This is a genomic window from Streptomyces callyspongiae (genome assembly GCF_047200695.1).
Classification (GTDB): Bacteria; Actinomycetota; Actinomycetes; order Streptomycetales; family Streptomycetaceae; genus Streptomyces.
In genome coordinates, this window is the sequence record NZ_JBJZOM010000009.1 from 132,610 (window position 1) to 149,795 (window position 17,186).

General features: G+C 74.2%; 18 protein-coding genes, 1 other RNA gene and 1 pseudogene. 8 read left to right on the forward strand and 12 right to left on the reverse strand.

Going from position 1 to position 17,186, the window contains the following annotated elements; genetic code table 11:
* Positions 1–42: 42 nt before the first annotated feature.
* The 3 genes from ACL06G_RS10990 to ACL06G_RS11000 are packed head-to-tail and all read left to right on the forward strand — an operon-like array spanning position 43 to position 2,027.
* Positions 43–468 carry an RlpA-like double-psi beta-barrel domain-containing protein gene (locus ACL06G_RS10990; protein WP_412785668.1) on the forward strand — a complete coding sequence of 142 codons (426 nt, stop codon included), beginning with the start codon at positions 43–45 and terminating at the stop codon, positions 466–468.
* Between the two features lie 14 nt (positions 469–482).
* Positions 483–1,097 (forward strand): cell wall protein, encoded by a 615-nt coding sequence (locus ACL06G_RS10995; RefSeq protein ID WP_412785667.1) that lies wholly within the window; start codon positions 483–485, stop codon positions 1,095–1,097.
* 18 nt (positions 1,098–1,115) lie between these two features.
* Positions 1,116–2,027, forward strand: a complete 912-nt coding sequence (locus ACL06G_RS11000; protein ID WP_412835796.1) for a MauE/DoxX family redox-associated membrane protein — start codon at positions 1,116–1,118, stop codon at positions 2,025–2,027.
* A 125-nt stretch (positions 2,028–2,152) separates the two neighbouring features.
* Here ACL06G_RS11000 and ACL06G_RS11005 read toward each other — a convergent pair whose 3' ends face one another.
* The 4 genes and pseudogenes from ACL06G_RS11005 to ACL06G_RS11020 all read right to left on the reverse strand — a co-directional run.
* Positions 2,153–2,728 (reverse strand): putative glycolipid-binding domain-containing protein, encoded by a 576-nt coding sequence (locus ACL06G_RS11005; RefSeq protein ID WP_412835797.1) that lies wholly within the window; start codon positions 2,726–2,728, stop codon positions 2,153–2,155.
* Between the two features lie 25 nt (positions 2,729–2,753).
* Positions 2,754–3,653 carry a S1 family peptidase gene (locus ACL06G_RS11010; RefSeq protein WP_412785664.1) on the reverse strand — a complete coding sequence of 300 codons (900 nt, stop codon included), beginning with the start codon at positions 3,651–3,653 and terminating at the stop codon, positions 2,754–2,756.
* A gap of 597 nt (positions 3,654–4,250) precedes the next feature.
* An RNA gene (gene rnpB, locus ACL06G_RS11015) (RNase P RNA component class A) lies at positions 4,251–4,663 on the reverse strand.
* A 45-nt stretch (positions 4,664–4,708) separates the two neighbouring features.
* A pseudogene (locus tag ACL06G_RS11020) lies at positions 4,709–5,080 on the reverse strand (Uma2 family endonuclease); the annotation flags it as partial.
* A 175-nt stretch (positions 5,081–5,255) separates the two neighbouring features.
* Here ACL06G_RS11020 and yaaA point away from each other — a divergent pair.
* Complete coding sequence (gene yaaA, locus ACL06G_RS11025; protein ID WP_412835798.1) at positions 5,256–6,053, forward strand: peroxide stress protein YaaA; 798 nt, start codon at positions 5,256–5,258, stop codon at positions 6,051–6,053.
* A 71-nt stretch (positions 6,054–6,124) separates the two neighbouring features.
* Here the strand turns inward: yaaA and ACL06G_RS11030 are convergent, their stop codons facing one another.
* Genes ACL06G_RS11030 through ACL06G_RS11040 form a run of 3 tightly spaced genes read right to left on the reverse strand, consistent with a single transcriptional unit; the run spans position 6,125 to position 8,954 of the window.
* Positions 6,125–7,324: a bifunctional RNase H/acid phosphatase gene (locus tag ACL06G_RS11030; protein WP_412835799.1), complete on the reverse strand. Its 1,200-nt coding sequence runs from the start codon at positions 7,322–7,324 to the stop codon at positions 6,125–6,127.
* Complete coding sequence (locus tag ACL06G_RS11035) at positions 7,324–8,067, reverse strand: zinc ribbon domain-containing protein (RefSeq protein ID WP_412785833.1); 744 nt, start codon at positions 8,065–8,067, stop codon at positions 7,324–7,326. The genes ACL06G_RS11030 and ACL06G_RS11035 overlap by 1 nt, the downstream gene beginning before the upstream one ends.
* Positions 8,064–8,954 carry a Nif3-like dinuclear metal center hexameric protein gene (locus ACL06G_RS11040; RefSeq protein ID WP_412785661.1) on the reverse strand — a complete coding sequence of 297 codons (891 nt, stop codon included), beginning with the start codon at positions 8,952–8,954 and terminating at the stop codon, positions 8,064–8,066. Before ACL06G_RS11040 ends, ACL06G_RS11035 begins: the two co-directional genes overlap by 4 nt.
* 230 nt (positions 8,955–9,184) lie before the next feature.
* Between ACL06G_RS11040 and ACL06G_RS11045 the strand changes: the two genes are divergently transcribed.
* A complete protein-coding gene (locus ACL06G_RS11045; protein WP_412835800.1) occupies positions 9,185–10,330 on the forward strand; it encodes a hypothetical protein in 1,146 nt (381 codons plus the stop codon).
* A gap of 202 nt (positions 10,331–10,532) precedes the next feature.
* On the forward strand, positions 10,533–10,700 hold the full coding sequence (locus ACL06G_RS11050; protein WP_412785659.1) for a hypothetical protein: 168 nt from the start codon (positions 10,533–10,535) through the stop codon (positions 10,698–10,700).
* A gap of 58 nt (positions 10,701–10,758) precedes the next feature.
* On the opposite strand, the gene ACL06G_RS11055 is transcribed toward ACL06G_RS11050, so the two are convergent.
* From ACL06G_RS11055 to ACL06G_RS11075, 5 genes are all read right to left on the reverse strand, one after another.
* Positions 10,759–11,616 (reverse strand): MaoC/PaaZ C-terminal domain-containing protein, encoded by an 858-nt coding sequence (locus ACL06G_RS11055; protein WP_412835801.1) that lies wholly within the window; start codon positions 11,614–11,616, stop codon positions 10,759–10,761.
* Between the two features lie 33 nt (positions 11,617–11,649).
* A complete protein-coding gene (locus ACL06G_RS11060) occupies positions 11,650–12,465 on the reverse strand; it encodes an SDR family NAD(P)-dependent oxidoreductase (RefSeq protein ID WP_412785657.1) in 816 nt (271 codons plus the stop codon).
* Positions 12,458–13,921, reverse strand: a complete 1,464-nt coding sequence (locus tag ACL06G_RS11065) for an MFS transporter (RefSeq protein ID WP_412835802.1) — start codon at positions 13,919–13,921, stop codon at positions 12,458–12,460. Before ACL06G_RS11065 ends, ACL06G_RS11060 begins: the two co-directional genes overlap by 8 nt.
* 121 nt (positions 13,922–14,042) lie before the next feature.
* Entirely contained in the window at positions 14,043–14,885 is an 843-nt protein-coding gene (locus ACL06G_RS11070) for a DUF1206 domain-containing protein (protein ID WP_412835803.1), read from the reverse strand.
* 110 nt (positions 14,886–14,995) lie between these two features.
* Positions 14,996–15,439 (reverse strand): NUDIX domain-containing protein, encoded by a 444-nt coding sequence (locus ACL06G_RS11075; protein WP_412785832.1) that lies wholly within the window; start codon positions 15,437–15,439, stop codon positions 14,996–14,998.
* Between the two features lie 250 nt (positions 15,440–15,689).
* On the opposite strand from ACL06G_RS11075, the gene ACL06G_RS11080 reads away from it, so the two are divergent.
* Positions 15,690–16,277 (forward strand): class I SAM-dependent methyltransferase, encoded by a 588-nt coding sequence (locus tag ACL06G_RS11080; RefSeq protein WP_412785831.1) that lies wholly within the window; start codon positions 15,690–15,692, stop codon positions 16,275–16,277.
* Positions 16,274–17,170, forward strand: a complete 897-nt coding sequence (locus tag ACL06G_RS11085; protein ID WP_412785654.1) for an N-acetylmuramoyl-L-alanine amidase — start codon at positions 16,274–16,276, stop codon at positions 17,168–17,170. Before ACL06G_RS11080 ends, ACL06G_RS11085 begins: the two co-directional genes overlap by 4 nt.
* Positions 17,171–17,186 lie beyond the last annotated feature (16 nt).

Sequence of the window (17,186 nt, forward strand, 5' to 3'; positions counted from 1 at the left end):
CGCATGGCAGGCGGCGGACACGACGGGAAAGGAGCACCATCCATGGCATGCGGATCCACCTACCTCTGGCGCGGTGAAGCCACCTGGTTCTGCTGCGGCAGCGCCTGGGGCCCCTGCAGCTCCGCCGGCGGCGGGGCCTGCGGCAACTGCCAGTCGTCCGCCTACCACGGCGCCTGGCCGTACGCCTCCCAGGCCTGCTGGGACATCACCCGCCCCGACCTCTGCGGCGAAGGCAACCTCCCGCAGAGAGGCTGCGGCAGCGTCATGAACGTCAAGCACCAGTGCACCGGCGCCGCCGTCTGCATCTCCATCGCGGACTGCGGACCGCGCACCAAGAGCTTCTGCGGCGAGACCGCCTGCTGCAACGGCGAGTGCCGGGTCAACCGGATCCTCGACCTGACACCGGCCGCCTACTCGGCGATCGGCAGCCTCAGCTCCGGCAAGCTGCCGGTCTGGATCTACGAGTGAGGAGGGGAACCGGCATGGGCAAGCACACCGAACAGGGCGTCGGACGGCGCCGCTTCCTGACCGGCGCGGCACTCGGCGGAGCCACGATCGTCGGCGCCTCCGCGCTGGGGGCCCTCGACGCGGACGCGGCCTTCGCCGCACCCACCCCGCCGCTCGACCCGGCCGTCAAGGAGAGCTCGTTCGCCGAGGGCCGGGTGATGGGGCGCAACGGCAGCATGCTGGAAGTGGCGGGCTCACAGGGCGAGAGCCACCGCATCCAGCTCACCAACGCCACCAGCATCTGGAAGGTCCACCCCACCACGGCCGACGCGGTCGAGCCGGGCGACGGCCTGTACGCCCGGGGCGTGCGCATGCCGGACGGCAGCATCGCCGCCGACGCGGTGTGGGTGAACATCGTCAACCTCCCCTGCACCATCCGCGGCATCGCCAGGGACCGGCTCCACCTGTCCCACAACGGGCACGAGACGGTCGGCCGTCTGCTCAAGGACACCACGGCGGCGTCGTACGCGGGAGCCGCGCTGACCTCGGACCTGTCGAGGCTGCGCATCGGCCAGTACGCGCAGATCCTGGGCGCCTGGCGGCCGAGCGACGACTCCATCGACGTCGTCCGCGTCAGCGTCGGGCACTGAGACGGAGGTTGACCCTCGATGACCACGGTGATCTCGACGGCCGGGGCCGGAACCGCCGCCGCGATGGTGCCGCTCGCGCTGGGCGTGCTGCTGGCCTGGAGCGGGGCGGAGAAGCTGCTGGGCCGCTCCCCCGAACGGCAGGCGGCGGGAACGGCGCTGGAACGCGCATGCGGCGGACTCCGCAACGCGGTCCGTGCGCTGCGGGCCGTCGGCACCGCCGAACTGGCGGTGGCCGGCGCCCTGCTGGCCCTGCCCGGGCAACCGGTGGCCGGAGCGGCAGCCGGATGCCTGGGCGCCGGCTTCGTGGGCTACCTGTGCTGGGCGAAGGCCACGGCCCCCGAATCCTCCTGCGGCTGCACCGCGCGGGAGGACCGGCCCATCGGCCCGCGCGCCTTCCTGCGGGCGGGCCTGGTCCTGGCGGGCGGAGCGGTGGTGACCGGCACGGCGGGACCACCGTGGTGGCGGGCGATCCCCGCGGCACCGCTCACCTCCGCCGTCGTGCTGGCGGTCTGTGCGGCGGCAGCGGCCCTGCTGTTCACCGAACCCGACAGCTACCTGCTGCCGCTGCGCCGGTTCCGACTGCACCTGCTCGGTCACCCGCTGGGCGGTGACGGCGATCCGGGCCACGTGCCGGTGGAGGCCTCGGTGGAGCTGCTGGAACGCTCGCTGGCCTGGGAGGCCGCCTCCGGGATCGTACGGTCCGGGCTCCAGGAGCACTGGGACGAGGACGGCTGGCGGTTCCTGCTCTACACCGGCTTCCGGGACGGGACGGCGGCCTCGGTGCTGTTCGCCCTGGACGCCACGGCGACGGTCGACGCCACGGCAGTTCCGGCCGTACGCGTCACGGTCGTCGACGACGTGACCGGGCGCCCGGTACCGGACGCACTGCCCGACCTGAGCGGGCGCCGGCCGCTGCCGCTGGTCACGTAGCCACGACGGCGGCGGGCTACGGCGGACGGCGACGTACGACCGCGGACGAGACCCCGGCCCTCCCCTCCGGGGTCTCGTCCGCGTGGCGCAGCAGCCGCGCCCGCGGCCGTGCCGGTGCGCCCGGCTCAGGCCACCGACACCCGCCGGGCCAGCCCCGGGCAGTCCACGACGAAGCCGTCCCGGTCGACGGTGAGGTCACTGCGGAAGGCCCCCGAGACATAGCGGACCCGCCCCCGGCCGGGCCACTCCCCCAGATGCGTGTAGTGCTGCCGGGAGGGGCGGACCACCAGTTCCGGGACCGACACCCACGCGGCCACCAGGGCCCGTTCGCCGGGACTCTCGTGCAGCCGGTGGCGCAGCACGGGGAGGGTGCTGGTGAGCGGGCTGAGCCCCAGATCGCAGTCGAGCGCGTCCTCCAGCCCGGCAACCGGCTCCCCGTCCGCGCGCCAGACCCCGTACACGTCACGAGCCAACTCCAGCTTCCGAACGGCGAGTTCCGACTCCACTGTGACCTCGAGGGACCGCGTCACCCGTCCGGGGCCGGTGCGGAGGGCGTAGCGGAGCCAGTACGGGTCCGGCCGCAGGCCGAACGCGCGCCCGCGGGCGCGCAGCGTCGTGCCGTCCACTTCCACCCACGCCGTCTCCCAGCCGACGGAACCGGCCGGAACCTCCCAGGTCAGCACCCGGCGTCGAGAACCCATGCGCGCTCACTCCTCCGCGCCGCCGTCAGTAGACCTCGACGCCGTAGCGGTCCAGCGCCTCGCCGACCGGCTGGAAGAACGTGGTGGCCGGTCCGCCGCTGCAGTCGCCGCTGCCGCCCGAGGTCAGGCCGAGCGCGGTCGCCCCCGCGTACAACGGGCCGCCGCTGTCGCCCGGTTCGGCGCAGACATCGGTACGGATCAGTCCGCTGACGATGTCGCCGCCGCCGTAGTTGACCGTCGCGTCCAGCCCGGTGACCCGCCCGTCGTGCACGCCCGTAGTGCTCCCCCGGCGCTCCACCCGGTTGCCGACGGCGGCCTCACCGGACCGCCGGATGTCCTGGTCGCCCACCATCCCGGGACGGCGCACGTCCTGGTCCGCGTACCGGACCAGGCCGAAGTCGTCGCCGGGGAAGCGGGAGTCCTCGGTCGGCCCCAGGTCCTGCTGCGCGGCGTCCGTCCACCGTCCGGCGTTCTGCGTGCAGTGCCCGGCGGTGAGGAAGAAGCGCTCCGTGCCCCGGCGCACGTTGAATCCGAGGGAGCAGCGCGCCCGGCCGTCGAGGACGGCGTCGCCTCCCGTGACGTAGGGCCGGAACCGCCCTGTCGTGCGTTCGACCCGGAGCGCACCGGACATCGTGGGCCCGACGGCCTGCCGGAGCGAGGCGAGTTCCTCGTCGGTGACGGTGCTGTCGGCAGTCACGACGAGCTTCCGGGTGTCCTGGTCGACGTGCCAGGCCGTCCCCGCCACGTCCGCCTGGAGCAGCGCATCACTCGCCTGGGCGAAGTCGGCGACGGTGGGGGGCGTGGGGGCCTCCGCACGCGCCGCCGCCGGAAGCACGGCTGCCACGGCTGCGGCAGCCACGGCAGCCACGGCTATGCGGCGGCCGACGGTGCGGGAGCCGGTGGTGCGGGGGGTGCGCTCGCTCACTGTTCCTCCATCAGGAGTGCGTGGTCCTCCGGGAGTGCCCCGGCAGCAGGGAGAGGTGCCCCGCGGAACAGCCGTATCCCCTCGCCCCGCCCGGCACCGCTCCACCGCCACGCCCTGCCACCCGACCGGCACGCCCCGGCTTGCGGAGGAGGAGAGCCCGGGGCGCCTCATCGACCTGCTGCTCCGGGGCAGTCTCGTCGCAGGACGGTCCACGTACCGCGACGGCTCCGCCGGCACGACTCCTGGCTCCGGCCAGGTCGGCCGCCCGCGCGGCCCATGTGGCCGGTGCGAGTCGCGGCGCCGGGCTTCGGGACTTCAGGTCCCCGACCGCCCGCTCGTCCACATCCGACAGAGAGAGGTGTGGCCGTCCCCCGCCCGGGTCCAGCACCCGGCAGCCCCTGCGACACACTGTGGCGAACGCCCGGCCACGAGTGCGAACAGCTCACATATGTCGCGAACCCGGCCTGAGTCAGGAAGCAACCGTCGGCGGCCTGGTCCTGGCCCCGGCCGCCACCGAGCACAGCCCCTCCGCCCCCTGGCTCTCGCCTGAGCACCGGACTGCTTCGAACCCACCCGGCACCCGGTTGAACCGGCCGGCAGACGAGTCGTGCTGTACGCCGGGTCCTGTCTCGAACGGACCTCGCGGTCCGCCCGGAGGCGGCCATCCATCTAGGGTCGCCGTCGCCGACGACCTCCAGCGGTCTACCCGCGGACTCGGGCGGGCAGCCCTCGATCATCCGCGCAGAGCCGTCGTCCCCGGGGGACGGCGGCTCCTCTTGACCTTGCTCCGGGTGGGGTTTACCGAGCCGGCCGGGTCACCCCGGCCGCTGGTGGTCTCTTACACCACCGTTTCACCCTTACCGGGGCCGTACGGCCCCGGCGGTCTGCTTTCTGTGGCACTTTCCCGTGGGTCGCCCCAGGTAGGCGTTACCTACCACCCTGCCCTGCGGAGCCCGGACGTTCCTCGGCGGGACCGGTGAAGGTCCCGACGCGACCGCCCGCACGACTCGTCTGCCGTACGGCCATGGTACCCGGCGTGGTCGGGTGAGGCCGGAGGTGTCCAGTTCGAAGCCGAAGGGCTCGGGCAGCGGGACCTCTTTCCCGAAGGGATACCGACGTGCCTGGATGTAGTCACCGTCCTCGGGCCGACTGAAGAGGGTGGCCGTGCTCCGATCCCGGTCGACGAGCAGGTACAGCGGCAGCAGCCCTTGGGCATAGCAGCGTCTCTTGGCCTCGCAGTCCCGGTCCGCTCTGCCGGAGGTCACCTCCCCCACCCTCACCACACCGTCGACGGGCATCCACGGCTCGGCCCCGGGGAACACGTCCTGTTCGGCCAAGGCCCGGAAGCCCTCCGGTGTCCCCAGGGCCAAGAAACCCTCGTGCAGGATGTCTTCCTGCGAAAGCGGCTCATGTGCCATGACGGTCATGTCACGCCCTCGGTCACGACCATGATCGAGTGCCGAGGGGGACGGCACTCCGGCGAACAGGGGCTGCTCACTCGATCGTGGCACAGCTGAGCTCTCCTGCGCGGAATCCGCGCGCACGCGCCCCGTAGGCTCGGGCGGGACCGCTGCGACGTGCGAGAAAGATCAGGAGGAACACGTGCTGGTGCTGCTGCCGCCGTCGGAGGGCAAGGCCACGGTGGACCGCGGCCCCGGGCTCGACCTGGGAGCGCTGTCGCTGCCCGGGCTGACACCCGCGCGGGAGGCGGTGCTGGCAGAGCTGGTGGACCTGTGCTCGGGGGACGCCGAGAAGGCCCGCGAGGTGCTCGGCCTCAGCCCGGGGCTGCGGGACGAGGTGGGGAAGAACGCGCGGCTGCGCGACGCTCCTGCCCGGCCCGCGGCCGAGATCTACACCGGCGTGCTCTACGACAACCTCGGTCCGGCCTCGTTGAGTGCGGACGCGCGACGGCGGGCCTCCGCCTCCCTGCTCGTCTTCTCCGCCCTGTGGGGCGCCGTCGGGTTCGACGACCCCATCCCCGCGTACCGTCTCTCCGGCGGCGTGAAGCTGCCCGGCATCGGGGGCCTTGCGGCGCACTGGCGCGACGTGCTGGCCGAGGAGCTGCCGCGGGCGGCGGGGGACGGTCCGGTGCTCGACCTGCGGTCGTCGGCGTACGCCTCGATGTGGAAGCCCAAGGGGGCTCTCGCCGAACGCACCGCCACCGTCCGGGTGCTGCAGTCGAGGGTGGTGGACGGGGTCGAGAAGCGCACCGTGGTCTCGCACTTCAACAAGGCGACGAAGGGCCGGATCGTCCGCGACCTGCTGGAGGCCGGGGCGGCGCCCGCAACGCTGGAGGAACTTCACCGCGTTCTGGGCGCATTGGGCTACTCCGTGGAGACCTCGAAGCCGGTGGCGGCGGGAAGACCGCAGCGATTCGACGTCGTTGTCGGTCAGGTCTGACCTGCGGCACGTCCGGAAGGCCCCGTTCCCGGGCCGGGCGGCGGCCCGGCCCGACCCGGCCCGGGAACGGACTACCGCAGGTGCGCGGTGTCGTTGAGCAGCCGCAGCGAGGCGTTGCCGTCCGCGTAGTAGGCCACCGACGTCAGCGAGCCCGCGGACAGCTCCATGCGGAACAGGGACTCCGGCGGTGCTCCGAGCGCCAGGCGGGCGAGCGTCTTGACGGGCGTCACGTGCGTGACGAGCAGCACCGTCCGGCCCGGGTAGCGGGCGAGCAGCTTGTCGCGGGCCACGGACACGCGGCGGGCGACCGCGGCGAAACTCTCGCCGCCGCCCGTCGGTTCGGCCTCCGGGGAGGCCAGCCACTTCTCCAGGTCGTCCGGGAAGCGCTCCCGCACCTCCGCGTAGGTGAGGCCGTCCCAGGCACCGAAGTCGGTCTCCCGCAGCCCCTCGTCGACACGGACGTCCAGCCCCAGACGGGCGGCGACGGTCTCGGCCGTCTCGCGGCAGCGGCGCAGCGGCGAGCTGACGATCGCCTGGACCGTGCCCTGCACGGCGAGGGAGGCGGCGACGGCCCGGGCCTGGGCGCGTCCGGTCTCCGAGAGGGCGGGGTCGTCGCCGCCGCTGCCCGAGAAGCGCTTCTGCGGCGTCATCGGTGTCTCGCCGTGGCGGAGCAGCAGGAACGTGGTGGGCGGGCCGAGGTCGGGTCCCCAGCCTGCCGAGGGGACCTTCGGTGTCGCCGGCACCGCCTCGTCCTCGCCGTCCGGGCCGGTGGCCGGGGAGGTCTCCGGCGGGCCGGTGTCCAGTTCCGCGGTGGAACGGGACGGCGACCACTGGCCGCCGCGCCTGCCCGCGTCCATGGCCTCGTTGGCGAGCCGGTCCGCGTGCTTGTTCTTCGCGCGGGGGATCCATTCGTAGGAGACCGCCTGCGGCGGGAAGACGTCGCGGGCCTCGGTGGCCAGGGCGCGCATGGCGTCGTGCTTGATCTTCCAGCGGCCGGACATCTGCTCCACGACCAGCTTGGAGTCCATGCGCACCCGTACCCGCGCGGTCGGGTCCAGCTCGCGGGCGGCCCGCAGACCGGCGACCAACCCGCGGTACTCCGCGACGTTGTTGGTGGCGCGGCCGATGAACTCGGCGCGTTCGAGGAGGGTTTCGCCGGTGTCCGCGTCGCGGACGACCGCGCCGTACCCGGCGGGTCCGGGGTTGCCCCGCGACCCGCCGTCCGCCTCGACGACGAAGGTGCGTCCGTCTCCGTGGCTCGCCGGAGCCATCAGAGACCGGATTCGGGCGTGCGGACCAGGATGCGGCGGCAGTTCTCGCAGCGGACGACGCTGTCCGCCGCGGCCTCCCGCACCTCGTTGAGCTCGGTGATGTTGAGCTCCAGACGGCAGCCCTCGCAGCGGCGCTGGTAGAGCTTGGCGGCGCCGACGCCGCCCTGCTGCTCGCGGATCTTCTCGTACAGCGCGAGCAGGTCGTCGGGGACCGAACCGGCTACCGTCCCGCGCTGCTTGCGCACCGTCCCGGCTTCGTCGTCGAGCTCACGGAGCGCTTCGTCGCGGCGGTCGGTGGCGTCGCGCACCTTCCCTTCGACGGCCTCCACGCGGTCCCCGAGTTCGGCGGCGCGTGCCTGCGCGGACTCGCGGCGTTCCATCACCTCGAGGACGACGTCCTCCAGGTCGCCCTGGCGCTTGGCGAGCGAGGCGATCTCGCTCTGGAGGCTCTCCAGGTCCTTGGGGTTGGTGACCATGCCCGAGTCGAGGCGCTTCTGGTCGCGGGCGGCGCGCTGGCGCACCTGGTCGACGTCCTGCTCGGCCTTGGTCTGCTCGCGGGCGGTGTCGCTCTCCTCGGTCCGCGCGGCGACGAGGAGGTCGCGGAGCTGGTTGAGGTCGGCCTCCAGGGTCTGGATCTCCTCGTGCTCGGGGAGGCTCTTCCGCCGGTGCGCGAGCTGCGCCAGGCGGGTGTCGAGGTCCTGCAGGTCGAGGAGTCGGATCTGGTCGGCGGGCGCGGCGTTCAGTTGGGGGCTCCAGGGATCGTCGGTGCGGCGGCCTCCCCGTCGGGGGCCGCCGAGGCGGATGGGGTGGACACCGCGTGGGCGGTCCAGGGGTCGGTGACCGTGCGGGAGACGTGCGTGCGCAGGCCCCAGCCGTTGCGGTCGGATACGGCGTCGAGCTCGGCGGCAGCCTGCTCGCACCAGGGCCACTCGGTGGCGAAGTGCGCCGCGTCGACGAGTGCGAGGGGCGACTGCTCGCGCGCCTCGGAGGCCGGGTGGTGGCGCAGGTCCGCGGTGACGAAGGCGTCCACGTCCGCGGCCCGCACATGGTCGAAGAGGCTGTCGCCGGAGCCGCCGCACACGGCGACGGTGCGGACCATGGCGTCGTCGTCACCGGCGGCGCGGACGCCCTGCGCGGTGGCGGGCAGCCGTGCGGCTGCCAGTGCGGCGAATTCCCGCAGCGGCACGGGGCGGTCGAGCGCGCAGACCCGGCCCAGGCCGCGGCGTCCTGCGGGATCATCGGGGTCGGGCACCAGGGGCCGCACCACGCGCAGGCCGAGCGCGCCGGCGAGGGCGTCGGAGACGCCGGGGTCGGCGCGGTCCGCGTTGGTGTGCGCGACGTGCAGAGCCACGCCGTGGCGGATCAATGTGTGCACGACCCGGCCCTTGAAGGTGTCGGCGGCGACGGTGGTGGTGCCGCGGAGGTAGAGCGGGTGGTGGGTGACCAGCAGCTCGGCGCCGAGAGCGACCGCTTCGTCGGCGATCTCCTGCACCGGGTCGACGGCGAAGAGGACCCGGCTCACCCGGGTGTCCGGGTCGCCGCAGACCGTGCCGACGGCGTCCCACTGTTCGGCTCGCTCGCGGGGCCAGAGGTCGTCGAGCGCGGCGATGACGTCGGATAGTACGGGCACGGGGAAAGGCTACCTTCCACCGGCGGCCCTGTGTCCGGCCGCCGCCGGGCCGTGCACCGGCCGGTGCGTGCGACGCGTCGGCCGCACCGCGCGCGGGAGACTCATTACCTCGACGCCGAGGGCTGTTTCACCGGAATCACCCTCGTCCACCCTTATGCGTGAAGGCGGACGTCTCACGTTGTTCGGGCGGAAGTGCGAGGCATAGCTTCGTCGCCGGAGGTGATCGTGCCATGACTGCTTGTGCCGTGGAGGTCCCTGCGGGGGACGGCGGGACCTTGGGTCGCGCCGGATTCGTGATCACGGCGGACGGTTCCTACGGTGCCCGGCTCGCGCAGGAAGCAGGGGACTCCGGAGGATGGCGCCCGGAGCGGTGGACGCTCGACGGCCCGGAACCGTACGCGGTCCCGCTGCCCTGCGGCCGACCGGAGGAGCCCGCGACCCAGGTCCAACCACTGGCCGACGGACGGGTGCTGGTCGCCCGCCGCGAGACCGGCGCGCACCGCCTGGCGCTGCTGTACCCCAGCGGCCCGTCCACCGGGGAGGCCGCCGTGGGGACGGTCGACTCCGAATGGCTGGCCCTTCTTCCGCCCGCCCCCGGCGGGCGGCGGGCGTACGCTCTCGTGGCGTCCGCGGAACGTTCGCAGGTGTGGCTGGTGAGCGGCGAGGCGGACGCCCCGCGGCGGGTCGCGGAGGTCGCGGGGCGCTGCACGGGCGGCGCGTGGCTGGACCGTGAGGCCCGGCTGCTCGCGCTGGATCGCACCGACCCCGGGAACGGCACCACGAAGACGGTGGTCGTGGACCTCGGCCTCGCGGGCCGCGTCTCCCCGCTGCTGCAGATCACCGACGACAGCGAGGACCGGCTGCTGCTCGCCGACCCGGACAGCGGTCTGCTGCTGCTGCGGTCCGACGCACCGGGTGGGATGCGCCTGGGCTGGGGCGTGCTCGGGAGCAGCCTGCCGGTGCGGTTCCCGGATTCGCTGTGCCCGGACGGCGTGCGGCTCGCCCCCTTCGCCGTCCAGCCGGGAAAGGTGCTGACGCCGGAGACCTGCGCCGTCGCGCTGCGGGCGGACGGCCCGAACGGCACCTGGGTGGCCGTCTGGCAGCCGGCGCAGCGTCGGCTGCGGCATGTCGCGGCACCGCAGGGGTGGCTGCCCGGGAGCGGACGGTGGACTGCGGACGGCGAACTCCGCCTGCCGTACGCGACGCAGGAGACGCCGTGCGGGCTGGCCGCGGTGGCGCTCGACCTCCGCTCCGGGCCGGTACCGCGCGGCGCCGTCCCCGCGGCCGGAACCGACGGGCCCCCGGCGGCGGCTGCGGGCACCCCGCCGCGCCCGGTGCCGCTCCAGCAGGCGCCGATGGCGTTGCGGACTCCCTGACCACCAGCCGGAGCGGCCCGGAAGAACAAGATCACCAGGGCCGCCCCCCTGCCGCTGACGTGCCCGCGACGTGAGAAGATCGGCGCCTCTCGACGTACCGCGCCCTCGGGTACGCCGACCTCCGGGACCCACCGGGGGAACGGGAACCGATCCGGCGCGCGTCCCCTGCACAGATCGTCATGCCACGGAGTTCAGTTTCTTCATGTCCGACGCCGCAACGGAAACGCCGGAAGCCGCCGATGCCGCGCCCGACTCCCCCGCCGCCGGACACGGCAGGCACCGCGGGCCGGCCGCCGAGGGGGAACGGAAGACCAAGAACCCCGGGCCGGGCCGCCATCGCCGCGCCCCGCACCAGAACGGGGAGAGCTGACGGAAGCGCCGGGGCGGCTCCGGGGACAATGGTGTTCGGCGCCGGCCCCCCGCGCCCCTCACCGGTCGCAGTGGACCGTCGCGGTGAGGACCGGGGCATCGTCCCGCTCGACCACCGACGCCGTCACCACCCGTGCGTCCCGCGCGGTGCGCCACACCGAGAGGCGCAGCGTCTCGCCGGGGAACACGACCCCGGTGAAGCGCGCGTCGTAGCCGCGGACGCGCGTCACGTCACCGTTCAGCTCCGTGTCGACGAGGGCCTTGAGGACCACGCCGTAACTGCACAGCCCGTGCAGGATCGGACGGTCGTACCCGGCCCGCCGGGCGACGTCCGGATCGGCGTGCAGCGGGTTCCGGTCACCGCACAGCCGGTAGAGCAGGGCCTGGTCCTCGCGGAGGGTGCGCTCCAGCACCAGAGCGGGGCGGCCACCGGGAGCGGGCGGCCGGGGGGACGCCCCGCGCTCGCCGCCGAACCCGCCCTGTCCGCGGAGGAAGATGCGGGCCTCACCGGTCCACAGCGGGCCCCCGGCGTCGGCGAGCTCGCTGCGCAGGGCGACGACGGCCGCTGTCCCCTTGTCGTGCACGGCGGTCACGGCGGTGGTCCGGGTGGCGTCGCCTCGTACGGGAACGGGGCGGTGCAGGATGAGGCTCTGCGTGCCGTGGAGCACACCCGACAGGTCGGATTCGATCCCCGGGGCGGACACGGCGTCCGCCCAGTCCATCGCCCCACCGGCGACCGTGGCGAAACTCGGCAGCACGTGCAGTCGGTTCTCGAGGGTGTAGCGCAGTTCCGCCGGGTCCGTGGCGGGCACCCCCGCCCCGATTCCGAGGTGGTAGAGCATCACGTCCCCGCGGTCCCAGGCGACACGGCTGCGACGGGGCTCGGCCTGCAGGGCACGGACGGCGTCGACGGGCATGGGCTCGGCTCCTCGGTGGCAGCTGGGGCGGTGTCAGGTACGCAGGTGGGAAGCGCCGTTGAGGTCCAGGACGGTTCCCGAGCTCCACTCCGCCCCGGGCGAGGCCAGCCAGCGGACTGCCGCGGCGATCTCCTCGGGATCGGCGACACGGCCGAACGGGCTCTGGCCGCGGATCGCCTCGCCCTCGGCGCCTGCCAGGCGGTGCGCGACGCGCTCGGTGGCGAAGAAGCCCGGCGCCACCGACGCGACCGCGATGCCGTGCGGCGCGAGCGCCACGGCGAGGGACTGGCCGAGGGCGTGCACCGCAGCCTTCGTCGCCGCGTACGCCGGGTGATCGGGCTCGCCCCGGAACGCGCCCCGCGAGCCGATGTTGACGATGCGGCCACCACGACCGCCGGCGATCATGTGGCGGGCCGCAGCGTGCGACAGGTGAGCCGTGCCCAGCAGGTTGACGTCGGTGTGCTGCCGCCAGGCGGCCACCCAGGCGTCGAACGGGGTGTCCACGGGCGGATGCGGGGTGTTCACGGCAGCGTTGTTGACCAGCACGTCCAGGCCGCCGAGCGCTTCCGCCGCCTCGTCCGCCAACTGCTGCGCCGCCTCGGGGACGGCCAGGTCCGCTCCGAGGAGCGTGTGCCCCTCGCCGGGCAGGGAGCGCAGCGTCCGCTCCGCCTCGGCGCGGCGGGTGCTGTAGTGGACGGCGACCCGGTCGCCGCCCGCCGCGAAGACCTGGGACAGGGCCCGCCCGAGCCCGCGTGCCGCCCCGCTGATCACCACCCGCCGGCCGGTGGCGGGGAACGGGTTCCGCGCTCCGGCCCCTGCCGTGTCCCGGCCCGCGGAGGTCTCAGGCACTCCGCACCCCCGCGCCGGCCTGCTTCGCGTGCTCCGCTTCGGGCAGTACCGCGATCATGAGGATCGCGCTCGCCACCAGCAGGCAGCCGCCGGTGCCGAAGGCCAGCGCGTAGCCCTCCGCCAGGCGGGCCGGGCCACCGCCGTGGCTGCGGGACGCGGCGACGGTCGAGAGGGCTGCGAGCCCGAGGGCGCCGCCCATGGTGCGCGAGGTGGTGATGAGTCCGGAGACGAGCCCGGCATCCCGCGGGTCGGCACCCGCGGTGGCCACGGTGGCGAGCGGAGTCGCGGAGAGACCGGCTCCCAGCGCCATCAGCACACCGGGCCCGAGCACGGTGGAGGCATAGGTGCCGTCGGCGTGCATGCCGGTCTGCCAGAAATAGCCCACCGCGGCGACGAGCGCACCGGTCACGGCGAGGCGGCGTGCCCCGATCCGGTGCATCACCACGGGGGCCAGCTTCGAACCGACGACGATGCTGAGCGACTGCGGCACGAAGGCCAGGCCCGCGCGCAGCGGCGTGTAGCCCAGAACGTTCTGCATGTAGAGGGACATGAAGTACCACATGCAGAACATCGCGGCACCGTTGACGAACATGGCGAGGTTCGCCGCGGACACCGAACGGAGGCGGAACAGCTGCAGCGGCACCAGAGGGACGCGCGTGCGGGCCTCCAGGACGAGGAACAGGCCCAGCACGAGGAGCCCCCCGGCGAGGGGGCCGAGCGCGTGCGGGGAGGCCCAGCCGCTGGTCTCCGTCTGCACGATGCCGTACGCCACCGTGGAGAGGCCGCCGGTGACGAGCAGGGCTCCGGGGAGGTCGAGGCGCCGGCGGCCGCCCAGCCGCTTCTCCGTCACCCACAGCGCGGCGGCGAGGAGCACCAGGGCGCCCACGGGAACGTTGATCAGCAGTACCCAGCGCCAGGAGAGCACATCGGTGAGGACCCCGCCGACCAGTGCGCCCGCTGCTCCCCCGCCGGCCCCGACAGCCGTCCAGGTGGCGATGGCACGGGTGCGGGCCGCGCCCTCCGGGAACGAGGTGGTGAGGATGGTGAGCGTCGACGGAGCGAGCACGGCGGCACCGATGCCCTGGGCGGCCCGGGCCGCGAGCAACTGCCAGCCGTCCTGGGCGAGTCCGCCGGCCAGGCTGGCGGCCACGAAGACGCCGAGGCCGACGAGGAACATCCGTTTGCGTCCGAAGAGGTCCCCGGCACGCCCGCCCAGCAGCATGAATCCGGCGAAGGTGAGGGTGTAGGCGTTGAGCACCCACTGCAGGCCCACCGCACTCAGCCCGAGGTCCTGCCGCATGGACGGCAGGGCGACGTTCACCACGGAGACATCGAGGACCACCAGGAACTGGCCCGCGCAGGCGGCGAGCACGACGGCCCACACGTGCGGCGGGCGTCGTGCGGGGTTCCGGGCGGCAGTCACCTCGGTGGAAGGGGTCTGGACCATGCGGGCCATCGTCGCACCCTTCTCCGGAACGACACACTCGGATATCCGGCCGATCCCGGTCTCGGTCCCGGGTCCTGGGCCGGAGGGGCCGGGGAACGGAACGGCGCTGTGCGCGAGGGCGGGAGAGCCCTCAGACGGTGCGCCAGCGGGCCAGGGCGAGGGAGAAGGCACCGAACAGCACGAGGCCCGCGGCGACGGCGGCGAGCAGCCAGGGGCCGGCGGGGGTGTGGGCGAAGGAACGCAGCGTGTCGTCGACACCCTTGGCCCGGTCCGGGTCGTAGGCGAGGGCGGCCCGGACGGCGAAGACTCCGGCGCCCGCGAAGACCGCTCCCCGGCTGGTGCCGCCCACGACGCCGAGCACATCGACGGCCCGGCGTGCGCGCCGGCGCATGCCGGACAGGTCCAGGTGCTTGCGGAACTTGCGGCGCAGCGCGCGTACGGCGATCCAGGCCCCTCCCACCGCCAGGCCGGCTCCCGCGCAGGCCACCGCCCAGCGGCCGCCCGGCAGTTCCATGACCCGCGCGGTGAGGTCCTGCGAGGTGCGGTCGCTGGATTCGCTGCCGTCCCGCCGGCCGCTCGCATAGGCGAGCACGGACACCGCGATGCTGGAGTACACGAGGCACCGCGCTGCGGCCTGGAGGCGTTTGGTGACCTTGCGGCCGTCGTGCCCGGAGGCCCCGACGGCGGCTTCGGAGAGCCGCCACACCGCCATGCCCGCGAATCCGGCGCCCAGGGCCCAGATCACGGTGGCGCCGAACGGCCCGCCGGACAGTTGGTGCAGGGCGCCGCCCCTGTCGGCCTGCTGCTGCGCATCGCCGAGGGCCACCTGCCACGCGAGCGTTCCGACCAGCAGGTAGACCACGCCGCGGGCGGCGAAGCCCCAGCGGGCGGCGGCTTCCATCACCGTGCTGTCCGCGACCTTCCGTGCGGCCCGGCGGGCCGTGCGTCTGCGGGCCTTCGACAACGCCTTCATGCCCCACCTCCTCGCGCGCAGCCATGTGCCCGGGGCGGCGTGGAGGAAACGCCCCGGCTGTCCGCCCGCGGCGGCCGGAGGCCGCTCTCAGGCCTTCGGCCCGAGGGGCGTCACGCCCATCCCCGTTCGGTGACGCCCACACCGCCCGTGAGGTAGCCGGCCACCGCCTCACGCATGCTGGGCACGCTCTCCTCGGGCAGGCGTTCCGCGTCCCACCACCGCACGGCCGCGTGCTTGTGGGGCTCGCGGTTCTCCGGTTCGCCGGCCCATCGCTGGGTGGCGAAGACCACGGTGAGGAAGCCGTTCGGGGACTCCACGCCCTGCCTGCCGTGCACGACATGCGCCACGCGGAGGTCCTCTGGTGCGACGACCAGGCCGGTCTCCTCGCGCAGTTCGCGTACCGCGGTGTCGGTGACGGCCTCCCCTGGATCCGTCTTCCCCACCGGCAGGTCCCACCGGCCGCGGGCGAACTTCGCCCGCGGACCGCGCTGCAGGAGCAGCACCCGGTTCCGTCGGCGGTCGTGCACGATCACCGCCCCCACCAGGAGGGTCATGGAATCGACGGCAGGAGGCAGGGAGGAGGGCGGTTCGGTCACACCGGACAGTGTTCCGCACCGGCCGGGACGCACGCACCCGAATTCGTGGGGCCCCGCCCGCGCGGCCCACGGCGGGCGGGGCGGCGCACGGGCGCGCACGCAGGTGCGGCACCATGAGTGCATGCACGCCGCACACCGCGCCGCTCCCGGACGGGAGTCCGGGCCCGCACCGGACGTCAGGACGGCCTTCGAGGCCGCCAAGGGCTTCATGCCCGTCGACGAGGGGCTGGCCCTCCACGCGGCCGCCGGCGAGGCGGGCGCACTCGGCCTTCCGCTGCTGGAAGTGGGGACCTACTGCGGACGGTCGACGCTGCTGCTCGCCGACGCGGCGCGCACCGCGGGCGTGACGGTTCTCACCGTCGACCACCACCGGGGCAGCGAGGAGCAGCAGCCCGGGTGGGAGTACCACGACGCGTCCCTGGTCGACCCCGAGGTGGGCAGGATGGACACGCTGCCCACGTTCCGCCGCACACTGCACGCCGCGGGGTTGGAGGACCGGGTGGTCGCGCTGGTGGGCCGGTCGCCGCAGATCGCGTCCCTGTGGGGCGGCGCGCTGGGTCTGGTGTTCGTGGACGGCGGGCACACCGACGAGCACGCCACCGGCGACTACGAGGGGTGGGTGCCCCATCTTGCCGTGGGCGGGCTACTCGTCGTGCACGACGTGTTCGAGGACCCGGCGGACGGCGGCCGGGCGCCGTACCGGATCTACCGGCGGGCCCTGGAGTCCGGTGCCTTCACGGAGGTCTCGGCGACCCGGTCGCTGCGGGTGCTGCGGCGGACGGGGCCGGGACTGTGACCGAGGACCGCCCGCGCTCCCGGAGACGCGGGCGGACCGCCGTCGCGGCGCTGGTACCGCTCGCGGTGGGCGCGGGACTGGTGTGGCTGGTGTCCCACGGGCCTGCCCCGGAGAGCACCTCTCCGGCGCAGGCGCCGCGTTCCGTACCCGCGTCGGCGGTTCCGTCACCGACCGCGCCGCACCGGCACGAGCACCGGCGTCCGCTCGCCGGAAAGGTGATCGTCCTCGATCCTGGCCACAACCCGTCCAACCGGCTGCACACCGCCGAGACGGCACGGACCGTGGACATCGGCACCGGCAGGAAGCGCTGCGACACCACCGGTACGGCCACGGCGTCCGGGTACGCCGAGGCGGCGTTCACCCTCGACCTGGCGCGCCGGGTGCGCACCGAACTGGAGAAGCACGGCGCGACCGTGCGCCTGACGCAGAACGGCGCACGCCCCTGGGGCCCGTGCATCGACGAGCGTGCCGCGCAGGGCAACGAGGCGGGGGCGGACGCCGCGGTGTCGCTCCACGCCGACGGCGCGGGAGCCGGTAACCGCGGCTTCCACGTCATCGCCCCGGCACGGGTCCGTGCGGGGACGGCGGACACCAGGGCGATCGTCGGCCCGTCCCGGCGACTCGGCCGGGAACTCGCGGACGCCTTCGGCCGCGCGACCGGAACCCGGCCGGCGCCGTACGCCGGCGGGGAGGACGGTCTCGTGACGCGCGACGATCTCGGTGGGCTCAACCTCAGTACGGTTCCGAAGGTCTTCCTGGAGTGCGGCAACATGCGCGACCCTCGGGACGCCGCCCTGCTGAAGGACCCCGCGTGGCGCACCCGTGCGGCGCACGGCGTCGTACAGGGACTGGCAGGGTTCCTCGGCCCTCGCGAGAACTCCGCGGACGGCTGAGACACGCGGCGGCGGA

Bases quoted from the DNA above. Each gene is read 5' to 3' on its own strand.
- ACL06G_RS11050 (WP_412785659.1), top strand. From the start codon at position 10,533: ATGTCCGACGCCGCAACGGAAACGCCGGAAGCCGCCGATGCCGCGCCC.
- ACL06G_RS11030 (WP_412835799.1), bottom strand. From the start codon at position 7,324: ATGGCTCCGGCGAGCCACGGAGACGGACGCACCTTCGTCGTCGAGGCG.
- ACL06G_RS10990 (WP_412785668.1), top strand. From the start codon at position 43: ATGGCATGCGGATCCACCTACCTCTGGCGCGGTGAAGCCACCTGGTTC.
- ACL06G_RS11000 (WP_412835796.1), top strand. From the start codon at position 1,116: ATGACCACGGTGATCTCGACGGCCGGGGCCGGAACCGCCGCCGCGATG.
- ACL06G_RS11080 (WP_412785831.1), top strand. From the start codon at position 15,690: ATGCCCGTCGACGAGGGGCTGGCCCTCCACGCGGCCGCCGGCGAGGCG.
- ACL06G_RS11075 (WP_412785832.1), bottom strand. From the start codon at position 15,439: ATGACCCTCCTGGTGGGGGCGGTGATCGTGCACGACCGCCGACGGAAC.
- ACL06G_RS10995 (WP_412785667.1), top strand. From the start codon at position 483: ATGGGCAAGCACACCGAACAGGGCGTCGGACGGCGCCGCTTCCTGACC.
- ACL06G_RS11005 (WP_412835797.1), bottom strand. From the start codon at position 2,728: ATGGGTTCTCGACGCCGGGTGCTGACCTGGGAGGTTCCGGCCGGTTCC.
- ACL06G_RS11055 (WP_412835801.1), bottom strand. From the start codon at position 11,616: ATGCCCGTCGACGCCGTCCGTGCCCTGCAGGCCGAGCCCCGTCGCAGC.
- ACL06G_RS11065 (WP_412835802.1), bottom strand. From the start codon at position 13,921: ATGGCCCGCATGGTCCAGACCCCTTCCACCGAGGTGACTGCCGCCCGG.
- ACL06G_RS11070 (WP_412835803.1), bottom strand. From the start codon at position 14,885: ATGAAGGCGTTGTCGAAGGCCCGCAGACGCACGGCCCGCCGGGCCGCA.
- ACL06G_RS11045 (WP_412835800.1), top strand. From the start codon at position 9,185: ATGACTGCTTGTGCCGTGGAGGTCCCTGCGGGGGACGGCGGGACCTTG.